Source organism: Rufibacter sp. DG15C, from assembly GCF_001577755.1.
GTDB lineage: Bacteria > Bacteroidota > Bacteroidia > Cytophagales > Hymenobacteraceae > Nibribacter.
In genome coordinates this window covers 1515973-1539077 of the sequence record NZ_CP010776.1, presented here as the reverse complement: position 1 = coordinate 1539077, position 23105 = coordinate 1515973, and the positions used below count along the sequence as shown (strand labels likewise).

At 49.9% G+C, this 23105-nt stretch carries 14 protein-coding genes; 4 read left to right on the top strand and 10 right to left on the bottom strand.

Features of this window, described 5'->3' with window-relative positions; genetic code table 11:
- Positions 1–117: 117 nt before the first annotated feature.
- Complete coding sequence (locus TH61_RS06480) at positions 118–2433, top strand: patatin-like phospholipase family protein (protein ID WP_066507463.1); 2316 nt, start codon at positions 118–120, stop codon at positions 2431–2433.
- Between the two features lie 218 nt (positions 2434–2651).
- On the opposite strand, the gene TH61_RS06475 is transcribed toward TH61_RS06480, so the two are convergent.
- From TH61_RS06475 to TH61_RS06450, 6 genes are all read right to left on the bottom strand, one after another.
- Positions 2652–3374 (bottom strand): head GIN domain-containing protein, encoded by a 723-nt coding sequence (locus TH61_RS06475; RefSeq protein WP_157600610.1) that lies wholly within the window; start codon positions 3372–3374, stop codon positions 2652–2654.
- 292 nt (positions 3375–3666) lie between these two features.
- Entirely contained in the window at positions 3667–4179 is a 513-nt protein-coding gene (locus TH61_RS06470; protein ID WP_066507448.1) for a fasciclin domain-containing protein, read from the bottom strand.
- A gap of 90 nt (positions 4180–4269) precedes the next feature.
- Positions 4270–4896 carry a rhomboid family intramembrane serine protease gene (locus tag TH61_RS06465; protein WP_231862311.1) on the bottom strand — a complete coding sequence of 209 codons (627 nt, stop codon included), beginning with the start codon at positions 4894–4896 and terminating at the stop codon, positions 4270–4272.
- 57 nt (positions 4897–4953) lie between these two features.
- A complete protein-coding gene (locus tag TH61_RS06460; RefSeq protein ID WP_066507445.1) occupies positions 4954–5916 on the bottom strand; it encodes a polyprenyl synthetase family protein in 963 nt (320 codons plus the stop codon).
- Positions 5917–6095: 179 nt separating this feature from the next.
- Entirely contained in the window at positions 6096–8435 is a 2340-nt protein-coding gene (gene rnr / locus TH61_RS06455; protein WP_066507437.1) for a ribonuclease R, read from the bottom strand.
- Between the two features lie 204 nt (positions 8436–8639).
- Complete coding sequence (locus tag TH61_RS06450; protein WP_066507435.1) at positions 8640–10418, bottom strand: ABC transporter ATP-binding protein; 1779 nt, start codon at positions 10416–10418, stop codon at positions 8640–8642.
- A gap of 190 nt (positions 10419–10608) precedes the next feature.
- On the opposite strand from TH61_RS06450, the gene TH61_RS06445 reads away from it, so the two are divergent.
- Positions 10609–11217: a hypothetical protein gene (locus tag TH61_RS06445; RefSeq protein ID WP_066507434.1), complete on the top strand. Its 609-nt coding sequence runs from the start codon at positions 10609–10611 to the stop codon at positions 11215–11217.
- 91 nt (positions 11218–11308) lie between these two features.
- Here TH61_RS06445 and TH61_RS06440 read toward each other — a convergent pair whose 3' ends face one another.
- The 3 genes from TH61_RS06440 to TH61_RS06430 form a co-directional block, all read right to left on the bottom strand.
- Positions 11309–11908, bottom strand: a complete 600-nt coding sequence (locus tag TH61_RS06440; protein WP_066507432.1) for a lipoprotein signal peptidase — start codon at positions 11906–11908, stop codon at positions 11309–11311.
- Positions 11909–11991: 83 nt separating this feature from the next.
- Positions 11992–15489, bottom strand: coding sequence for an isoleucine--tRNA ligase (ileS, locus tag TH61_RS06435; protein ID WP_066507429.1), 3498 nt, complete (start codon positions 15487–15489; stop codon positions 11992–11994).
- Positions 15479–17911, bottom strand: coding sequence for an RND family transporter (locus TH61_RS06430; protein ID WP_231862310.1), 2433 nt, complete (start codon positions 17909–17911; stop codon positions 15479–15481). The genes ileS and TH61_RS06430 overlap by 11 nt, the downstream gene beginning before the upstream one ends.
- A gap of 267 nt (positions 17912–18178) precedes the next feature.
- Here TH61_RS06430 and TH61_RS06425 point away from each other — a divergent pair, with 267 nt between their 5' ends.
- Positions 18179–19255 carry a dipeptide epimerase gene (locus TH61_RS06425; RefSeq protein ID WP_066507427.1) on the top strand — a complete coding sequence of 359 codons (1077 nt, stop codon included), beginning with the start codon at positions 18179–18181 and terminating at the stop codon, positions 19253–19255.
- A 400-nt stretch (positions 19256–19655) separates the two neighbouring features.
- On the opposite strand, the gene TH61_RS06420 is transcribed toward TH61_RS06425, so the two are convergent.
- Entirely contained in the window at positions 19656–21152 is a 1497-nt protein-coding gene (locus tag TH61_RS06420) for a glycine--tRNA ligase (RefSeq protein ID WP_066507425.1), read from the bottom strand.
- Positions 21153–21395: 243 nt separating this feature from the next.
- Between TH61_RS06420 and TH61_RS06415 the strand changes: the two genes are divergently transcribed.
- The gene (locus tag TH61_RS06415; RefSeq protein WP_066507423.1) at positions 21396–22802 is read left to right on the top strand and encodes an inorganic phosphate transporter; all 1407 of its coding nucleotides are present in this window, start codon (positions 21396–21398) and stop codon (positions 22800–22802) included.
- The last annotated feature ends 303 nt before the right edge of the window (positions 22803–23105 follow it).

The following is a 23105-nucleotide window of genomic DNA, read 5'->3' as shown; positions in this document are numbered from 1 at the left end:
TATAAGTTCGCGCCAACATCTGCCCGTTCCTTTTGTTTTGGTATTGAACGGGCTGTAAAGCCTAAACGCACTCGTTCCAAAGCCATCATCACTCTCCTACGCTATAGAAACATATTTATGCATCGTTCTTACTTCTTCTCTTGCCTGTTGCTTCTCCTGTTGGGGGTGGGACTACAAAACAGTTCTGCCCAAAAAGTGGGGTTGGTCTTAAGCGGGGGCGGCGCCAAAGGTCTGGCCCACGTGGGCGTCCTTAAGGTGCTGGAGAAAAACCAGATTCCCATTGATTACATTGTGGGTACCAGCATGGGTGCCGTAGTGGGCTCTCTATATGCCGCGGGGTACTCGCCGCAAGACATTGAAGACCTGGTGCTGTCGCCTAAGTTCCAATACTGGGTGTCTGGCAAGCAACTGGAGGACCGCGCCTTCAACTACTTCAGCTTAGACCCGTCACCGGCGGCGCTTAGGTTGCCGCTTACCCTCAAATCCAGCTTGAAAGTACAGACCACCGGCGGCCTTATCAGTGACGTGAACCTGAACTACGCCTTGGCTTCTACGCTGGCCGCGGGCGGGGCCATTGCCAACTATGACTTTGACCAGCTTTTTGTACCGTTCAGGGCTTTGACCGCTGAGATTTTTACCCGCCAGCAGATTGTTCAGCGCAAAGGCTCTTTGGCAGATGCTGTGCGTAACTCCATGGCAGTGCCCCTGGCGTTCAGACCCATCAGGCAGTCAGACGGGCGGTATCTGTTTGACGGCGGATTGTTCAACAATTTTCCTACAGACGTGATGCGCTCAGAGTTTAAGCCAGATGTCATTATTGGGGTGAACGTGGGAGATGTCTCTTTCAAAAAGTATCCGCATGAGAAGGATGACGAAATCCTGGGCACGTCCTTGGTCTTCCTGAGTTTTGACGTGGCAGATACTTTAGCAGTAGGTAAAAATGGGATTCTCATTCAGCCAGATTTGGAAGGATACGGCACCACAGACTTCGCCAAGGTGAAAGAACTCATTGACCTGGGTACGCAAGCCACCGAGGCCAAACTAGATCTAGTAAAACAGCGCATCAACCGCAGAGTAGACACCGTGGATCTGGTCAAGCGAAGAGCCGCCTTCCAGAAGAATGCGCCTCCTACCCGCTTTGACCGCGTGCGCGTATCTGGCCTTAAGGAAAATCAGAATGAGTATGTGCGCAAGTTCTTCCGGAAGAAGGGTGACCACTACACCATAGATGAGATTGAGGAAGGCTATTACCGCTTGGCGGCCAATGATTTCTTTAGAGGCATCTACCCGCGCATTCAGTTTGACCCGGCCACCAAAGGCTATGTTTTGAGTGTAGACGCGCAGCAGAGCAACAACGCCACCGCCGAGGTAGGCGCGGTTTTCAGCACCAGGCCTGTGGATAACTTGTACATGGGCATTGAGTACCGCCACTTGACCAAGCTCTTGTACACCGTGGGCATGAACGCCAACGTTGGTCGGTTTTACACGGCTGGCCAGTTTGGATTTAGGGTCAACGTACCGTCTAAGCTGCCTTTCTACATAGAGCCATCTGTGCTGTATAGCAGTTTAAATTACCAAAACACCAGTTCCATCTTTGACCGGGAAGCCGCCAGCACCCAGGTAAGGCAGCGCGATTTCAAGGTGGGCTTGCAAGCCGGACTCAGTCATAATTTTAGAGGCAGGTTTGTGGTTGACGGCGCCTGGTTCTCCAATGAGGATGAATACGCCAACATTGAGGACGTTTCTTCTGATGACAAACTAGACGAAACCGATTTAAGCGGACTCACCACAGCCTTTAGGTTTGAGCGCAATTCCTTAAACAGAAAAATGTATTCCACCAAGGGCCACCGCGCGGTACTGGGCTTAAGGGCCGTGCAAGCCACAGAGTTGTACAGACCGGGTTCTACCTCCCTTATGCTGGAAGGTCGCGAGGAAGACCACAAATGGCTACAATTCTCTGCCACCTATGAGGGCTATTATGAATCTGAGAACCGCAAAAGCAGCTGGGGGTACTTTGCCGAAGGAATGGTGAGCACGCAGGGCCGGTTCTCTAACTTTAGGTCTTCTTTGACCAGTGCGCCTACGTTCTTGCCGTTGCCAGATTCTCGTACGCTGTTTTTAGACAACTACCGGGCTACGCGCTATGGGGCGGTGGGCCTTAGGTTCTCTAGAAATTTCCTGACCAAGTTTGAATGGCGCACCGAGGCCTTTACCCACGTCATCCATCAACCTTTGCAGGAAGGCCCAGAACAGATGGCCCTCCGGAAGAATAGCTTCAGCAGACCTTACTTGACGGCTAGCACGGGTATCATAATGCAATTGCCCATTGGCCCTGCCGCCCTGCACTTTATCCACTATGACAATGACGCCCACCGCTGGTCTGTGTTTGGTCACGTAGGCTTCTTGTTGTACAGAGGCAGGAACCTACAATAGAATAACAAAAGAGAAAGCCCTTCGTTTTTAGCCTGTTTCCATCAAAACAGGCTAAAAACGAAGGGCTTTCCCGTTCCTAATAACTTTGTTTAGGTGTGGATAACGTAGACTATAAGGAAATAGAAACGCCCGCCTATCAGATTCTAGTCCTGAGTAAACGGGCGCAAGGCCGAGGCGTTTTCGGGTTAATCTCCAGAAAACAGGCCAAAAACAAAATATTAGCTGCGGCGCTTAACAGAACCAGACCCACTCACACGGCTGTCTACGCTAGGAGAACCTTCATAGGACACCCGGCCGCTTCCGCTGATAGTAGATTTTAGGCTGTCTTTGGCTTTGATCTCGCAAGAGCCAGAGCCAGAGATTTTCACCGTAGCTTCTTTGGTCTCAAAATCAAAGCCCTTCAAAGAACCAGACCCACTGATGGAGGTGGAGGCGCTGTTGCTTTCGCCTTTCAAGTAAATGGAGCCAGAGCCCGAGATACGGCTGGTAAGGTTTTCCACATCTGCCTGCAGCTTGATGCTGCCAGATCCGCTCACGGCTAAATCCATGGAAGCACCTTTGAAGGTATCCGTTGAGACTAATTTCCCAGAACCACTGACAGAAACCGCCTCTAGGGTAGGCGTAGTAATGTAGATGTCTACACGCTTGTCATCTGAGCCCCAGCTAATCCATGAGCCCGTGTCTTTGCGTTTAATGTACAGTTTGCCATCCTTCACCTCAGTTATCAACATGTTTAGTTGGTCTTTGTCGCCTTCTACTTTAACGCTGTGGCTGTTGCCTCTGCGTAGTTCTACATTGGCAGGATAGCCCAGGCTTATCTTGGTGAACGCGCCTACGTTTCTATCCTCCTGCTCAAGAACAGTAGAAGAGAAATCAAAGGAAGCCAATGTGGTGGCCAAGGCTACTAGCAAAAGTGCGGTGAGTAAAGAATGTCTTTTCATGGTCTTTGGGTTAAAGTACACTCCAAAGATGTAGCCCGCAGGCAAAGGGTTGCTTGGAGCCTCACATTTTTTTCAAAGGCCTTCTTGAGAGTCAGTCACAGACGTTTTTCTACCTTCATTGATGGCTACAAAGGACTAGATTTAATATTATTTATTTAAGAACTAGAACATTTGATGCAACTATTGAGATTAGATCGTTTTTAACCTGTTTTACCAGAAATAGCCTAAAAACAGCAAGAGCGGCCCTGGGGGATTGGCCGCTCTTGCAAGTAGTAACAATAGGATGGATTGGTTAGAAGGTAGTAGAAACGGGTGCGCTCAATGCGCCTTTTATCTGGTGCCAGACACCATTAGAGAACGGTTGGTCTGCGCTGGTAATGCGTACGCCGTCAATCAAAATATCACTTTTCTTCTTCAGGATTCTCAAAGAACCACCACCCAAGGTTTTAAGCCTTGCCCCGTCATGCATGTCTTTGGTAGTAATCATCCCTAAGACAATATGCTGAGAGAGGATGGTCTTGAGTTCATCTGGGGTTTTGGTCTTCAATTGCTCTAAACCCTCTTCTGAGGGAGCGAAAAAGGTATAAGCACCCGCATTAGAGAGAATGGGCATTAACCCAGCTTTGGTCACTAAATCCAATAAAACGGTCTGGTTGCTACTCACAATGCCTTCCGCTAGGGTAGGCAATGGAGTCTTAGCAGTACTAGCAGCAGAGGCTACTACTTGTGCTTGGCTAGCACTAGGCAGCGCAAATCCAATGCACGCAAGAAACGCTATCTTTAAAATAAGCAATTTACGTTTCATCTTAGTTACCTCCGTTCTATCTGTATATGTACTATATACGCAGAATACAAGAAATAAGATGACCAGCTTTTTACAGGAAAAATACAATATTTATCCTATGATTAGTTCTAAGAATCTAGGAAAATATTCTGGCACCATTCCTACTGTGAACACCACCCCAAAGAGCGCCCCGTAAAAGTGAGCACTGTGGTTGATGCCATCACCGGCGCGTCTGGCTTGGTAATAGGAATAGATGAGATACAGCGCCCCAAAAATGTAGCCCTTGATAGGCAGCGGAATTGGGAAGATGATCATCTCAGAAGTTGGATTGAAGTAGATGCTTGAGAAGATGATTGCCGCTACCCCACCCGAGGCTCCCAACGAATAGTAGTTTCGGTCGTTCTTGTGCTTAAAATAAGTAGGCAAATCTGACAACACAATGGCCCCTAAATACAACGTTAAGTACAGGACAATGCCCAAGGTAGATCCAAAAATGGCCATAAAGTATTGTTCTACCACTCCTCCAAACATGTAAAACGAGAACATGTTAAAGAACAAATGCCCGAAGTCTGCATGCAGAAACCCAGAGGTCAATAAGCGCCACCACTCATTGTGCTGGGCCACACTCTGCGGATGATGGACCCAGTTTTCCATGAGGTTCTGGTTGCGCCAAGCGTAAATAGAAACACCCACAGTGATAAGGATAAGTATGATGGTGATGCTAATGGGAAAAGGCATGGTAACGATTATAGGTGTTGAGTATTAGCAGAAGTGTAAGGCAAGTGACTAACTAACTTAGCTATCCCGCTCAATCAATTGAATGGCTAGCGTTCTGAGTAAATCCTTCTTGTGGTTCATGGCATTCACTTCCTGCAGATGGTGCAAGGCCTTCTGGAAGTAATGGTTGACCTGGGTTTGGGTAATGTCCTGGATGTTGAGACGGTCATAGATGGCTTTCACGGCTTCTACTTTATCCACATCCGTTTTGCCCTGCCAGCTCAACAATTCTTTCTGTTCTGTGGCAGAGGCGCGTTCTAAGGCCGTTAATAGCAGGTAGGTTTTCTTATCTGAGACAATGTCCCCGCCTACGCGCTTGCCAAATTTGGCCTGCTCCCCGTACACGTCCAGTAAATCATCCCGTAGCTGGAACGCTAAACCCATGTTAATGCCAAATTCCTTTAAATGCTTGGCATCTTCAGCATGGGCGTTGTTTAAGAGCGCGCCCAGTTCTAAACTAAAGCCTAGCAAGACGGCCGTCTTCAGTTTAATCATCTCCAAGTACTCGGCAATAGTCACGTCTTGGCGGGTCTCAAAAAGCATGTCCAGTTGCTGACCTTCGCAGACTTGGGCGGCACAGGTACTGAACAATTGCAAAGCGGTAGGTAGTTTGGCAGGCTCAATACCTAAGAAGTACTCATAGGCCCGCACCAGCATTACATCTCCAGAGAGAATAGCCACGTTGGTGTTCCATTTCTCATGCACCGTGGCCTGTCCTCTACGAATGGGGGCTTGGTCCATGATGTCATCATGCATGAGCGTAAAATTGTGGAAAACCTCAACCCCAATGGCGGGCATTACCGCTTTTTCTACGTCATCCTCAAACAGATATGCGCCAAGCAAAGTAAGCAACGGACGGATGCGTTTGCCACCCAAAGCCATGATATACTGGATGGGCTCATACAGCTCTCTAGGGTTTTCACCATACTGGAGCGTGGAAAGGGTTTGGTTGATTCTCTCGGAGAATTGGGAGATATCCACAGCGGTATTCTTTAATGTGTTGTCAAGAAGGTAGCTAAAAGAAGTGCTGCCTCTGCTTTAGATTCAAAGCTACAGTAAAATAAGGAAACGGGCTGTTTTGTTTAGCCAAACAAGAAAAAAGCGTTTTTAGCCTCTTTCCTGGAAAAGAAGCCAAAAACGCTTTACGTGTTTAGTGTTACTTATTTCTTGACAGTATCTATCAACTCCAGGTCAATGGTACGGTCCAGAATGTTGGCGGCCTTCACCTCTACAATTACCTCATCCCCGAAGGAAATCATGCGCTTGTTGCTGCGGCCAATGATGCGGTAGTTAGCCGAGTCCAGTTCGTAGAAGTCGTCCTGCAGGTCTGCCAGACGAATCATGCCTTCGCACTTGTTCTCTTCTATCTCCACATACATGCCCCACTCGGTCAAGCCAGAGACAATTCCTTTGAACTGCTCGCCAATGAAGTTGTTGATAAACTCCACCTGCTTGAACTTGATAGAGGCCCGTTCTGCGTCTGCAGCCCGTTTCTCCATGTCTGAGGAATGCAAACAGCGTTCCTCAAACTCCTCCACATCGGCACTGTCCTGACCATGCGTGTACCGGTCAATAAGACGGTGCGCCATCATGTCTGGGTATCTTCTGATAGGCGAGGTAAAGTGCGAATAGTGCGCAAACGCCAGTCCAAAGTGCCCTTCTGGCTCTGTAGAGTACTTGGCTTTGGCCATGGTCCTGATGGCCAGGCTCTGGAGCACGTTCTGCTCAGGCTTGCCTTCAGTTTGGTCTGCCAGGCTGTTCAACTCCTTAGAAATGTCACGGCCTTCGCCTAAATCCAGGTTATAGCCAAACTTGCGCGCGAACATAGAGAAGTTCAAGAGCTTTTCTGGGTCTGGGGCGCCGTGCGTACGGTACACCATGGTCAGTTTGTTCTTGCCTTTCTTGATGTGGTACACATGCTCGGCCACGTATTTGTTAGCCAAGAGCATGAATTCCTCAATGAGTTTATGCGCATCCTTGCGCTCCTTGATGTAGAGAGACAATGGCTTGCCATTCTCATCCAGCTTGAATTTCACCTCAATGGTTTCAAAGTTCACGGCGCCGTGCTTAAAGCGCTTCTCTTTGAATTTCTTGGCCAGTTCATTCAGCTTCAGAATTTCGTCTTTGTAGTCGCCTTCGCCGGTTTCAATCACCTCTTGGGCGTCTTCATAGGCAAAGCGTCTGTCTGAGTGGATGATGGTACGGCCAATCCAGTAGTCATGGATTTTGGCGTTCTCATCAATCTCAAACACTACAGAGAAGGTAAGCTTGTCTTCATTGGGTCTAAGCGAACAAAGGCCATTGGACAAGCGCTCGGGTAGCATAGGGATGGTACGGTCTACCAGATACACAGACGTGGCTCTTCGGTAGGCTTCCTTCTCCAGTTTGGTGTTGGGCTGAACGTAGTGTGTTACGTCGGCAATGTGCACGCCAATCTCCCAGTTACCATTTTCCAGTTGACGCATGCTCAAGGCATCATCAAAGTCCTTGGCGTCTGCGGGGTCAATGGTGAAGGTGGTCACGTCCCTAAAGTCACGGCGCTTGGCAATTTCTTCCTTCGTGATACCCTCCGGAATGGCATCCGCCTCCGCTTCCACGCTTTCGGGGAATTCAAACGGTAGTCCAAACTCCGCCATGATGGCGTGAATCTCAGCGTTGTGCTCACCAGCTGGGCCAAATACCCTGATGATTTCACCCGTCGGGCTTTTCTTAGGGTCTTCTGGCCACTCGGTCACTTTCACCAATACCTTGTCGCCGTCCTTGGCGTCTGCCAGGTTGCGTTCGCCCACAAACACGTCAAAGTACATGCGTTTCTGGTCAGGCACCAAGAAGCCGAAGCCCTTGCCCATTTGCAGACGGCCCACTACTTCTTCGCGCTCGCGCTTGAGTACTTCCACTACTTCGCCCTCGGGCCGGTCACTAGGCTTACGACCGCGTCTCACGGCCACACGCACGGTGTCACCGGTCATGGCAAACATGAGTTTCTCTGTAGGGACGCGCACGTCCTGCTCAGAGTCCTCACAAATCACGTAGGCGAAGCGTCCGTTGGCTAGGTCTACCTTGCCAATAAGCGTCTCACTACCGCGTCCGCTAAAGCGGGTGGAGGTAGTGCGTCTATCACCGCGGTCACCGGCATCCTCGCGTTTGGGACTGCGCGTGCGCTCCCCTTTAAAGTCTGGGTTGAAGACGTAGGCATCGTTCTGCAAATGCACAATCTCGCCGGTCTTCCGCAGGGTTTTAAGCAGGGTGAATACCTCTTCGCGTCCGCGCTGGTCATTAATGCCCAGACGACGGTGCAGTTGGCGGTACGTGAATACTTTCTCTGGGCTCTGGCTGAAGATGTTAATCAACACCCCCGCCGAAATCTGACCCACGTTTGGTCCGTCTTTCTTTCTAGAGCCTCTTTTATCTTTGGAGGCCGAGCCTCTGTTGTTGCTTGTTCTTTCGGACCGTGGGGCAGATGGCCCCTTTTCGTTACGGTCTCTTCTTTTTCTTTCCATTATTACTAATTACAAATTGTATCTGGCAGACGTACTTTTTCTAAGACGGCCTGCCGAGGTATCGCTTTTCTTGCAAGCGATGGGAACTCCAGCAAATGAATGGTTTGATTGCTGATTCAATGGAGAACCTTGGGATAATCGTTTTTGGCCTGTTTTGCTAAAAGTAGGCTAAAAACGGAAGCTTTGAGCGCTCCGCAAATATATCTATTCGTCTATACTTGCTTTTACTGCTTTTCGTTTCTCTTGGGCTGTTAAAATATCATTAACATCACCTTTGGGGATAGACTGAAGCAAGGTCTGGGTATAGGCGTGCTGTGGCTTTTCAAATACCTGCTGGGCGGGTCCTTGTTCCACTATCTGTCCTTGGTGCATCACAAAGATGCGGTCGGCCATGAACCTGGCGACGGCCAAATCATGGGTGATGAACAGGTACGTGATGTTGAACTCGCGCTTAAGACGGTTGAGAAGATTGAGCACTTGTGCCTGCACAGAGACGTCCAATGAAGAGACTGCCTCATCACAGATGATACACATGGGCTGGAGCGCTACGGCGCGGGCTATGTTGATACGCTGGAGTTGCCCGCCTGAGAATTGATGTGGATAACGGTTGAGGTGTTCTGGCAAGAGATTCACAGTCTGCAACAATTCTAACACGCGCTGTTCCCGCTCTTGCCGGTTCTTTAACACCCCGTGCACCTTCATTGGTTCCATGATGGCATCACCAATGGTCATGTGCGGATTGAGCGCCGAGAACGGGTCCTGGAAGATAATTTGGAAGTCCTTCCGGCGTTTCCTGAGTTCTTTAGAGGACAGGTTTTTCCACGCGATGCCATCCAGCAGAACATTCCCATTGGTAGGCTCCACCAAGCGCAACAAGGCTCGTCCCAAGGTAGTTTTTCCACAGCCAGACTCTCCTACCAGCGCTACTGTTTCACCGGGGTAAATCTCAAAAGAAACGCCGTCCACTGCTTTAACCACTTCCTTGGATTGTAAGAAAATAGAACGCCTCACCGGCAGATGCACTTGTAAGTTCTCTACTTGAATAAGCGGAGTGATATCAGAGTCAGATAGAAAAGATACGGTGGATGATTCTGCTTCTATCTGAGATTCCAATGTCACCTTTTTGCCTTCTATAAAATCAGCTACCGTAGGAAGCACTTTAGTGTGAGTATGCAAAGAAGGTCGGCATGCCAATAATCCTTGGGTGTATGGATGCTGGGGATTGGTAAGTATGTCTAAGACAGTGCCCTGTTCTACTACTTTGCCTTGGTACATCACCAACACTCGGTCGGCTATCTCTGCCACTACGCCCAAATCATGCGTGATAAAGAGCATGGACATGTGGCGTTTCTGGCAGATTTCGCGGAGCAAATTCAAGATGGAGGCTTGCACAGTGACGTCTAAAGCGGTGGTAGGCTCGTCTGCTATTAAGATGGACGGATTACAGGCTAAGGCCATGGCGATCATGACCCGCTGTTTCTGCCCACCGGATAGCTCATGTGGATAAGCGTTGAATTTCTTGGCTGGATCAGGTAGTTGTACTAACTCGAATAACTCAATGGCACGTTGCTTGGCCTCTTTCTTGGAGATGGGAAAGTGGATGAGGAGGGCCTCGGCCACTTGCTTTCCACAGCGCATGATGGGGTTCAAAGAAGACATGGGCTCTTGAAATACCATGGAAATCTCCCGCCCCCGTATCTTCTGGAGTTCCTTCTCCTTCAACTGCAGTAAATCTACTTCGCCTAATTGCTCAGATTGAAAAATGGCCTGCCCACCAGTGATGTGCGCGGGCGGTGTGTTCAGCAATTGTAGCAGCGCCAGAGAGGTGGCTGTTTTGCCTGAGCCCGTCTCTCCTACTATAGCCAAGACCTCGCCTTTCTGAAGCGTGAAGTCAATCCCTGCCACGGCCTTGGTGCGCGCGCCAGCTGTAGAAAACTCAATTTCTAAACCTGTGACAGAAAGAAGCGGCGGCGCGTGTAACACAGATAGCTCGGCAAAAAGTAGAAAATCAAAGGTATGAAAATAGAATAACCCGCTGGTTCTAAGGACAGGACTAGGTAATGTTTAAAAATTAGGGGTTTCCTATACAACTAAAATAGCCAAACCTAAGTATGCCACAATACCCCTGTTCAAGGACTCCCCCCTAAAATTAAATATCTCACACAAATTGTATATGAAACACATTCACTACTTAACCTCACTTTGCCTAAAAACAGCCATTGTAGCCGTTTTATGCACGTTCCTCTCCTTCTCTGCCTCGGCGCAACATGTATACAAGAACGCTTTCCGGACGGGTGTAGGTTTTGCTTACATTGTGGAGGGAGATAACAGTGGGGCCTTGTTCTCTAACCAGTACAGCCGCGAGCTGACGGACAGATTAAACTTAGCCATCTCTGGTGAGTATTTAAGCTCGTCCAGGTATGACCAAGGCAAGAAAATCTTTACGTCCAGAAAAGCCTTCGTCATGTTTGATGCCTCCATGTACTTTGACCTGTTGGAGAATGAGAAGTTCACCATTAAGATTGGCGCAGGGCCAGCCGTACGCAGACGCTCTGAGCTAGATTTGGCCAAAGGGGCCCTAGGCGAAAACACAACGCCGGGTTCTACTCCTGATGAGCAGTTCATCCACAGCCGGGAAAGAGACTTCGGAGGGAAGATTGCCTTGGAGAACGACTTCTTCAGTGACAACCGCCTGTTCTTCGGGTGGAGAGCCACGGGCTACATCTACAACAAAGGAACCTCTATCTTCTCTGTAGGATTAAACATGGGCTACTCGTTCTAGAGCCAAACCAACTTATCTTAAACGAAGAAGCGTTTTTGGCCTACTTTCCAGAAAGTAGGCCAAAAACGCTTCTTCGTTTATAAGCAATCCCTTACGCTTGGGCTTGTACGGTAGGCTCTTGGTTCAGGAATCTATTCTGGTTGAAAACGATGATCAACACGCCCACAAAAATGGCGGCGTCTGCCACGTTGAAGATTGGCCACAATGACATGGGCGTTCCGCCAATGATGGGAATCCAGTGCGGCAGGATACCTTCCCAAATGTCCAGGTAGAACATGTCAATCACCTGGCCGTGCAACCAAGGCGTTACCACCCCATATGGGGCGTTGTCAAACCACACACCATAAAAGGTACTGTCAATGAGGTTGCCAATGGCACCACCCAAGATGGCCGCTACGCACCAGACCAAGCCTTTGTGCGCCCTGGTCTTCACCAGATAGTACACCAAATACCCAATGCCCACCATGGCCACCATTCTGAACAGAGTAAGAATCAGTTTGCCGTAGTCAGAGCCAATCTCCACCCCAAAAGCCATGCCCGGGTTGAGTGTATAGTGCAGCTTAAACCAGTCGCCAAAAACCGGAATCTCGCCGGGCAGGCCCATCTGCATGTTATAGTGGACCAGCATCTTCACGGCCTGGTCAATGGCGATCACCAGTAAGGTGAGCAGGTAGTATTTTGTGTACTTCATGTGAGAAGGTTAACCTTCGTTTTTGGCCTGTATTCTAGAAATGAGGCCAAAAACGAAGGGCAAGTATAGTCAAATGTAGGAGTTTAACGGGCTACTTCTATGCGAACCGGCAAAGAAAAACCTTCCATGTCCAAGACGGTGGCATCTCCGTCGGCAAAGCTAGGTACCAAGGCTAGGTCTACCGCTTGAACTTCCTCGGCAATGTAATTGCCAAACAATTGCAAGGCGGCGCGCACTTCTTCCTGTCCGTCCTGGATGTAGACCTTGATTTTGTCTTGCACTTCCAGACCGCTATCCTTGCGCAGGTTCTGCAGACGGTTCACCAGCTCGCGGGCCATACCTTCCAGACGCAACTCCTCGGTGAGGGTGATGTCCAAGGCCACGGTGATGGTGCCCTCTGAGGCAACCAGCCAACCCGGGATATCCTCCGACATGATTTCCACGTCCTCGCGGCTCAGCACGGTGGTGTCACCGTCCACGGCAATCTCAAAGAAACCCTCGCGTTCCATACGGGCGATGTCCTCTTGCCCCATGGCTTGAATCTGCGCGGCTACTATCTTGAGCTTAGGCCCAAACACCTGGCCCAGACGCTTGAAGTTTGGCTTGATTTTCTTCACCAAGATACCGGTCGTGTCTTCCAGGTATTCTAAGCCTTTCACGTTCACCTCAGAGAGAATCAGGTCTTCCACGGCCTGTAGCTGGCTCTTCATCTTGTCATCCAGGATAGGCACCAAGATACGGCTCAAGGGCTGACGCACTTTTATCATCTGCTTCTTGCGCAGCGAGTGCACCAGTGAAGATACGCTTTGCGCCAGCTGCATGCGCTCTTCCAAATCTGTGTCCACCAGGTTCTCATTTACCAGCGGGAAACGCTCCAAGTGAACAGACTCTGACAGGCTGCGTCCACTCACGCGGTTCAAGTCCAGGAACAGGCGGTCCATGTAGAATGGCGCGATAGGCGCTCCTAACTTGGCCACGGTCTCCAAACATGTGTACAGCGTTTGGTAGGCTGCCTTCTTGTCTTGGTTCAGCTCACCTTTCCAGAAGCGTTTGCGGTTTAGGCGCACGTACCAGTTGCTCAACTCATCGGCCACGAAATCCTGGATGGCCCTGGCCGCTTTGGTAGGGTCATAGTCATCAAAGTAGCCTTCCACTTCCCTAATCAATGTGTTCAGGCGCGAGATAATCCAACGGTCACTTTCGGTGCGCTGGCTTACTGGCACTTCATCCTCTTGGAACGTGAAACCATCCAAGTTGGCATACAGCGCGAAGAACGAATACGTGTTCTGTAAAGTCCCGAAGAAACGGCGCTGTACTTCAGTGACTCCATCCAGGTTGAACTTGAGGTTATCCCAAGGTGGCGCATTCACAATCATGTACCATCTGGTGGCATCCGGACCAAAACGGCCGATGGTCTCAAACGGGTCAATGGCGTTGCCCAGGCGCTTGCTCATCTTATTGCCGTTTTTGTCCAGCACCAGACCGTTGGCAATTACATTTTTGAACGCCACACTGTCTTCCAGCATTACCGCTAGGGCGTGCAGGGTAAAGAACCAGCCACGGGTTTGGTCTACGCCTTCGGCGATGAAGTCTGCCGGGAAGTTGGCCTTGAACTTATCATGGTTGTCAAACGGATAATGCCACTGTGCGTAAGGCATGGCGCCCGAGTCAAACCAAACGTCAATCAGGTCGGTCTCGCGTTGCATCGGCTCGCCTTTGGCAGTTGCCAAGATGATGTTATCCACATAGGGTCTATGCAGGTCAAAGCCATCATAGTCAATGTCCGTCAAAAAGAATTCCTCGCGGGGCTCTTCGGTTCCGGTTGGGCTCAAGACAAACTCACCGGCGAACTCAAACATGTTGTTCGCCTCGTGCTCATCCTTGGTGCCGGTATGCACGGGCTTGGGAGCCGGCTTGCCTTTGCGCAAAGGATTCTCCTGCATGAAACCTAACTGGATACTGCGCTCAATCTCTTTGTCCAACTGCGCCACTGACCCAATGCAGATTTCCTCGGAGCCGTCCTCAGTGCGCCAGATAGGCAACGGCGTTCCCCAATAGCGGGAGCGCGACAGGTTCCAGTCCACCAGATTCTCCAGCCAATTGCCAAAACGGCCGGCGCCGGTAGACTCTGGTTTCCAGTTGATGGTCTTGTTCAGTTCTATCAATCTTGCCTTTACCGCCGTGGTCTGGATAAACCAGCTGTCCAGCGGGTAATACAGGATAGGCATGTCGGTGCGCCAGCAGTGTGGATAGCTGTGCTCGTATTTTTCTACTTTAAACGCCTTGCCTTCTTCTTTAAGTTTGATAGAGATTAGGACGTCTGTGCTTTTATAGTCTTTAGAAGTCTCGTCTAGCTTGTCATAGTTCTTAACCGGCATTCCGGCAAAGTCCGTAATTTCCTGCACAAAGCGCCCTTGGCGGTTCACTATTGGAGAAGGCTTGCCGTTCTCATCAGTTACTAACAGCGCCGGGATGTCATTCTGGGCGGCTACTCTAAAGTCATCGGCGCCAAACGTGGGTGAGATGTGCACAATACCGGTACCATCCTCGGTGGTGACAAAGTCGCCAATGACCACCCTAAACGCGGGCTTGTCCGGCTGAACGTAGGGCATCAACTGCTCATAGGTCACATCTTTGATTTGCTCGCCGGTGAACTCCTGTAATATGTGGAAAGGAATTACTTTATCCCCAGGTTTAAAGTCCTCAAAAGAAGCTTCTTTGGCTTTCTCTGAGAAGTACTTACCCACCAGGTCTTTGGCCAATACGACCGTGATAGGCGCAAACGTGTACGGATTGAAGGTCTTTACCTGCACGTACTTGATGTTTTTACCCACCGCCAAAGCCGTGTTAGCTGGAAGCGTCCAGGGCGTAGTTGTCCACGCCAGGAAGTAGTTGTCTTGGCTGTGCTGGAACAGGAACTCAGACTTTTCGCTCTGCTGGATTTTGAACTGCGCCACTATGGACGTGTCCTTCACGTTGCGGTACGTGCCTGGCTGGTTCAGCTCATGCGAAGACAAACCAGTACCGGCCGCTGGAGAGAACGGCTGGATGGTGTAGCCTTTGTAGAGGTAGCCTTTGTCATAGAGTTTCTTGAGCAGGGCCCAGTTAGACTCAATGTATTTGTTGTCAAAGGTAATGTAGGGGTTATCCAAATCTACCCAGTAACCCATGCGCTCGGTGAGGTCATCCCATTGGTCCTTGAACCGCATTACGGTCTCACGGCAACGGGCATTGTACTCTTCCACCGAGATAGTCTTACCGATGTCTTCTTTGGTGATGCCCAGTTCTTTCTCTACCTGCAACTCAATGGGCAGGCCGTGGGTGTCCCAACCGCCTTTGCGCTGTACCTGAAAGCCCTGTAGGGTTTTATACCGGCAGAAAATGTCTTTGACGGCGCGGGCCATCACGTGGTGAATACCCGGTGCGCCGTTGGCAGAGGGCGGTCCTTCATAAAACACAAAGGTCTCCTGCCCCTCGCGGGTTTCCACTGATTTCTCAAATATGCGGTTCTGCTTCCAGTAGGCTCTCACCTCTTCGGCAAGATTCGCATAGTCCAGTTGTTTATACTCGTTATACTTCACCTTTCTTCTCCGTATCTAGGTTGGTCGTTTTCTTAATGTCTTCAGACAAGGCTTCGTTCAGCTCTTCAGCGTCTTGGGTATAAAGCTCGTCATAATCTTCAATTGGGGCATCTGACTCATGGATATATTTTCCTTTGTCAAAACTCACCAGCAAAGCGGGCAGTACAATCAGGTTGGTGAACAGGGCAATGAGCAAGGTCAAGGCCATCAACACGCCCAAGGCCTTGGTGCCGCCAAACTCTGAGAAGGCGAAGATACCAAACCCGAAGAACAATGTCACCGTGGTGTAAATCATACTGGTTCCCGCCTCCACAATACTGGTACTGATGGCCTTCATCACATTGAACCCGTTGGCCACCAGCTCATGCCGGTAGTAGGCCAGAAAGTGCACCGTGTTGTCTACGGTTATCCCCAGGGCAATGGTGAAGATAAGCGCCGTGCTGGGTTTGAGAGCTATGTTGAAAAAGCCCATGAACCCACCCACTATCAACAGAGGAATCATGTTGGGAATTAAGGTAATAATCACTGATTTTGACGTCCTGAACAGGAAAACTACAATCAAAATCACCGCCACGAACGCTTGCAACAAGCTGGAGCCCAGGCTGTCTATCAAATACTGGTTACCTTTTATAAACAACAGCGTGGTCCCCGTCAAACTCACTGACTGCTTGCGGTCACTGTCCGCCCGCGTGAAGTTCATGGTGTTGCCCTCCTCGGTAATCTTCACATCGTCCCCGCCCCAAATCTTTCTAATCTCAGGTTTGATTTTGTTGATGATAAGCGAGTCCAACTCCTGCGAGCCCACGTCGGCTACTTTTAAGGAGATGCGCGCCTCCTGCCCGGTGCTGTCCACAAAGTTTCGGAGCAGTTTCTGTGTCTCGGCTTTGGGTTGCTTGGCCAGGTAACTGAAGATGAAGTTCCGCTCGGTATTATCCGGTAGTCTAAACGAACTTTCGTCCCCATTATAAAAGGATTGTGTAGCCGTCTTCACTAATCCCACAATGGAAATTGGCGTGGTTAGAATGGGCTGAGTCTGCAGGAAGTTTTCCAGCTCCTCCATCTTGCGCAGGTTGGGCAATTTGAGCACGCCCTGCCTCTGACCGGTGTTGACAACTATCTCCAGGGGCATGACGCCGTTGAAGTGGTGCTCAAAGAATTGAAGGTCTTTGTTCACACTGCTTTCCTCGGGCAAATCGTCTACCATGTAGGAAACGGCCTTCATTTTGTAGACACCCCAACTCCCAAGCACTACCAAGGCCAGTGTAAAACCATAGATAAGCCCGCGCTTTTTCAACACCAAGTAATCCATGAACTCCAGCAGTTTGGTGAGGGTGCGGGCGTCCAGGTGCTTGAGCTGTTTCTCGGTGGGAGGTTTCAAATAAATGAACACCGCCGGCACCAGAATGATAGACAGCAAGAAGGTCACAAAGGTGTTCACCCCGGCCACTACCCCAAACTCATAGAGAATAGCAATGTCTGTGAACATGAACACAATGAACCCGATGGCCGTGGTAGCGTTGTTGATGAAAATCACCAGGCCCAGTTTGCTGATGACCCGCGCCATGGCCAGCACCTGATTCCCGTGCTTTCTAAACTCTTGATGATACGTGGCCAGCAGGTACGTGGAGTTAGGCACCCCAATCACCACAATAATGGCTGGAATCAATCCCGTCAAAAGTGAGATTTTGTAACCCATCAAGGAAATAGTCCCCAACACCCAAATCACCGCCAGACTGATAATCAACAGCGGGAACACCACCGCCGAAAGGGACCGGAACGACAGATATAGCGTCACGCCCGTCACGACCAAGGCCAGCAACAGGAACAGTTTCATTTCATCCGCTACCTTGGTGGTCATGATGGCCCGCACAAACGGAAGCCCCGCCAAGTGCAGCTTGATTTTGGTCTTGGCCGAGAAATCATCTGTGAGCGTCATGATGTTGTTCATCACGGATGCTCTTCTAGAAGAATTAAGGTACGCCGGGTCTACCGTGATGGCCAAGAGCGTCGCGCCCGTTTTCTGGTTGATAATCTGTCCGTCGTAGAAATGGAGTTCCCGTACCTTTTTGAGCAAGGAATCCAGTTGCTTCTGGTCTTGCGGGAACGGCTCAAAGATTTTGCTGGTAGTAAACTTACGCTCTACCGTGTCTTTGGAGATGTTGATTAAGTTAGGCAGCGAGATGACCGCCGTCACGCCTTCCACATCATTCAGGTTCTTGGAAAGGTTGCTCAGGTGCTTGAAGTTGGCCAGTTCATAGACGCTGCTGTCCTGCATGCCCGCCACCAACACGTTTCCGTCTTCTCCGAATTGGTCATGGAACCGGTTAAAGTACACCATGTCTGGGTCATCTTGTGACACCACCTTGGCAAAGTCATAGGTCATTTCTACGTCCTTGGCCTTGTAAGCCATAAACGCGGTCATGACGGCTAACAGCGCTATTAGGGGTAAGCGCTGCTTAATTATAAAAATCGCGAGTCTAGTCCACATAATCCTCAATAATCCGGCAAAGGTACGGAATAATTGGGTGGTGAACGGTCACCTATGGGAAACCTCCATTTTTGGTCTATTTTCCAGAAAACAGCCCAAAAACGATGTGAGCCTTATAACCCCTGCGTGCAGTAGCCGTTCCTGAGGTTTGAGATTGGCTAAATCTTTCCTTTCTTGTCTTTGCACCTAACGCCTTCCTCTATGACGCCTACCCGCATTGTCTCCGTCACCTATCAACCCTTGGACCTGGACCTAAAAGAGCCTTTCGCTATTGCCACCGGCACCCAGTATCAGGTAGAGAATGTTTTGATAAAGGTGGATCTGGCCGACGGTACCGTGGGCTTGGGTGAGGCTGCTCCCTTTCCGGCGGTGAACGGCGAAACCCAGACCACCACCCTGGGCGCTTTGGTGGTATTGGAAACGCATTTGGTCCATCAGGACGCGCGGGAATGGCGGACGCTCGCGAAGAAGTTAAATGAAATTGCCCACGAAGCGCCCGCCGCCCGGTGTGGATTGGAGATGGCCCTGCTGGATGCGCTCTGCCAGCATTACAAAATTCCCTTGTATGTTTTCTTCGGGGGAGCGGGCACCCAGCTGGAAACCGATTTGACCATCACCGCCGGAAACGAAACCCACGCCGCCGCCTCTGCCAAATCCATTGTGCACCGCGGCTTCTCTACCATCAAGGTTAAGACTGAAGGCACCGATGTGGATTATGATTTCAAGAGAATTGAAGCTATTCACAATGCGGCCCCGGGGGTTAACTTGATTATTGACGGTAACTGCGGTTATGATTTGACCCGGGCGCAGGACTTTGTCCACCGTTTACAAGTGGCTCAAATACCGGTTGTGTTGCTAGAACAACCACTTCCCAGAGAGAATTGGGACGACCTGAAGCTGTTGGCAACTTCCTGCCCTTTCCCCATTGCGGCAGACGAGTCGGCGCGAAGCGCCCCAGACGTAATTAGGCTGGCCCAAGACCGAAGCGCCGCCGTTGTCAACATAAAACTGATGAAATGCGGTGTACTGGAGGCTTTGGAAATGGTAAGCCTGGCTAAAGCCTATGGATTGCGCCTGATGATTGGCGGCATGGTGGAGAGCATCCTGGCTATGAGTTTCTCAGCGCACTTTGCAAGCGGTTTGGGTGGGTTTGACTTTGTGGATTTAGACACGCCTCTTTTTATTGCTGACCATCCGTTCACGGGCGGCTTCTCCCAAGACGGTCCGCAGTTGATGTTAGACAAAGACGCGCCAGGGCATGGGGTGAAGGTAGGATAGATGGGGATTCTCGTTTTTGGCCTGTTTTCTGGAAATGGGGCCAAAAACGGAAATCGTAGTTCTGGTTTCACTCTAGGGAGAAGGCTGGATAAGAGAAATGTGTTGTTGGTTTTGTAGAGACAATGGCAATACCTTGTCTCTCGCATCTTGCTTTATTCTGAAGATTTCATCTGCTGATGTAATCATCCCCCTACCCCCTTCAAAGGGGGACGAAATGCGTGGTTCGCTTTGTTCTCCTTCTTTCTTTTTATGCAAGATTTGTCTGCACTGAAGGTTGTGGGTAATCGGATTTAGCCATTCTCAGCTATCCACAATAAAAAAGGCTCTCCTGTAGAAGGAGAGCCTTTTCTGTAATTTCGTTTTTGGCTTATTTCCTAGGAAACAGGCTAAAAACACACACTTACAATTTCTCGAAAATACGCTTGAAGCTCACGGCGTCCCCAATGTACTGACGGAGTTCAGAGATGTGCATGCGCTTCTGCTCGCGGCTGTCGCGCTCACGCACGGTCACGGTGTTATTCTCTAAAGTCTCATAATCCACGGCAATACAGAACGGCGTGCCAATCAGGTCTTGGCGGGTGTAACGTTTACCAATGGCGTCGCGCTCTTCGTAAATCATGTTGAAGTCAAAGCGCAGGTCATTGAAGATCTCCATGGCCTTCTCGGGCAAGCCGTCTTTCTTCACCAGTGGGAACACGGCGGCTTTCACCGGGGCGATGGCTGGGTGGAACTTCAGGAAGGTACGGGTCTTGGTGTTTTCGCCTTCAGTGATTTCCTCTTCCTGGTAGGCGTTACAAAGCGTCATTAGGAACAAGCGGTCAGCGCCGACTGAGGTTTCCACTACATATGGTACATAGTTGCCGTACGGTTTGCCTTCCTCGTTGAGGTCGTTGTCAAAATACTGTTGCTTTTTGCGGCTCAGGTTCTGGTGCTGGGTTAGGTCAAAATCCGTGCGGGAGTGAATACCTTCTACTTCTTTGAACCCGAAGGGGAATTCAAATTCAATGTCCACGGCGGCGTTGGCGTAGTGGGCCAGCTTCTCGTGGTCATGGAATCTCAGTTTCTCAGCCGGAACGCCTAAAGCCTCATGCCAGTTCTTGCGCATGCCTCTCCAGTGCTGGTACCATTCCATCTCTGTGCCAGGGCGCACGAAAAACTGCATCTCCATCTGCTCAAACTCGCGCATTCTAAAGATGAATTGACGGGCCACAATCTCGTTTCTAAACGCTTTTCCAATTTGGGCAATGCCAAACGGTACTTTCATACGACCTGATTTCTGCACGTTAAGGAAGTTCACGAAGATTCCCTGTGCAGTTTCTGGGCGAAGGTAAATGGTGCTGGAGTCCTCGGCCACCGAGCCCACCTGTGTGGAGAACATCAGGTTGAACTGACGCACGTCAGTCCAATTGGAAGTGCCTGACACGGCGCACTTTATGTTTTCTGAGATAATGAGTTGCTGTACGCCTTTTAAATCTTCGGCCTCCAGCAGACGCCCCATTTCCTTTAGCAGGGACTGGGCCTTGTCCACATCTCCGGCTTTCTCGTACTCGGCGGCTTTGTCTTCCAGGAGTACGTCGGCACGGTAACGCTTTTTGGAGTCCAGGTTATCAATCATGGGGTCATTGAAGGAGTCAATGTGCCCAGAGGCCTTCCAGGTAAGCGGGTGCATGAAGATGGCGGCGTCAATGCCCACCACGTTCTGGTGCAGTTGGGTCATGCACTTCCACCAGAGCATCTTGAGGTTGTTCTTGAGCTCAACCCCGTTCTGCCCATAATCATAGACGGCCTGCAGGCCGTCGTAAATCTCGCTGGACGGAAACACGAAGCCGTATTCCTTGGCGTGCGAGATAATATCTTTCAATTGTGCGTTCTCTGTTGTCTTCTCAGTAGTGCTCATGGCTGCAAATATAGAGGTTTCTGTGGCACTTTCCCCAAACGCGGCGGTCGGGGCTTTTCAGTTCTGCTACTTATTTTCTTTATTTCCGTACGTACTTCCTGTTACCAAGAAGCTCATTTGCAGGGCGCTCCCTTATTTTAGTGTCTCACCTTTTAACTGGCCCTGCAGATTTAACAATTAAGTAACATTGGGTTTCTTCTGTTCTAGTAGCTTTGGTAGTTTTTATTTTATCTCACCTGTTTTATGTTTGGATTAGAGACTGACTTGCTCCTCCTCCTATTGCTGTGTTTGTTTGCCGCCTGCGCCTTTGAATTTGTCAATGGTTTCCATGACACGGCCAACGCAGTAGCCACCGTTATTTACACCAACTCGCTGCGCCCTTGGGCAGCCGTGGTATGGTCTGGCTTTTGGAACTTCATTGGCGTGTTTGCCGGTGGTATTGGGGTGGCCATGGGGATTGTGTACCTACTGCCCATTGAGACGCTCATTGACCAGGATGTCTGGCACGGCGTGGCCATGGTGGGTGCCCTCTTGATAAGCGCGATTGTCTGGAATCTGGGTACCTGGTACTACGGCCTTCCTTCTTCCAGCTCGCATACCTTGATTGGCTCTATCCTTGGGCTGGGTATTGCCTTCTCTTTGCTGCCTTCTTCTAACGGCGCCACTTTTGCCTGGGACGAGGCCACCAAAACCGGCATGTCCTTGATCGTTTCACCATTCTTAGGTTTCACGTTGACGGTATTCCTAATGTTTATCCTGAAGCGTTTCGTGAAAAACAAAAGCATCTTCAAAGAGCCGCATAAACGCAAGGCGCCACCCTTGTGGATCCGTTTGATCCTGATTATCACGTGTACGCTGGTGTCTTTCTTCCATGGTTCTAATGACGGCCAGAAAGGCGTGGGTCTGGTGATGTTGATTCTGATTGCCATTGTGCCTACGTACTTTGCCCTGGACAACAGCCGTGACCCATTTGAGATGCAAGGTTCTATTGCCAAGGTAGAGCAGGTGTTAGGGAAAGTAAACATGGCCACTTTATCTGCTACTGATAAAGAAGAGATGTCCAAACTGAACGCTGAACTAGCTGAGATGAAAGGCATTTTTGCTGCCAATCAAAACTTGAAGACCCTCCCGAAGGACACTCGTTTTGCGTTGCGCAGAGACATTCTTTTAATTACCAAAGGCACTAAAAACCTATTGGAAAGCAAAGATGTGAGCCTGAGCCCAAGAGACCGCGAAGAACTGGAAGAAGGTGTGAAAGGCATGCGTGCCTTCACAGACTACGCTCCTGACTGGGTGATCATGATGATCGCGCTTTCCCTAGGGATTGGTACCATGATTGGCTGGAAGCGTATTGTAAAGACTATTGGCGAGAAGATTGGCAAGGAGCATTTGACCTACGCTCAAGGCGCCTCTGCTGAGTTGATGGCGGCTAGCGTAATTGGTTTCTCTACGTTTATCTTTAAACTACCGGTAAGTACCACCCACATCTTGTCTTCCGGTATTGCCGGTAGTATGGTGGCCAACAAGGGCATCAAGAACCTGAACGCTGGCACCATCCGGAGTATTGCCATGGCGTGGGTGTTGACCTTGCCGGTTTCTATGTTCCTTTCTGGTTCTTTGTTCTTATTGTTTAGATGGATGCTGGGGTAAGGACTACCTTCTTATAAATTCAAAAGCCGCTCTGTCTGGAGCGGCTTTTTTTATGCCTAGTATTTTCTGGCTGCAGGATGGGATTGACTTGATTGCTGTTTTTGGCTTGTTTTCTGGAAAGGAGGTAGAAAACGGAATGCTGTTTTTATTCAACCCGAGCGCAGTCGAAAGATCTTATTATAGCTGGTTTGTGCATGCTATTTATTATCCCTGAGAAATCCTTTCATTCCGGTGCGCACTCACTTCCATGTTTCATCACTACCTCTTAGCGCTCACGACCGCGGGCCCTCGTCCTGTCCCTTC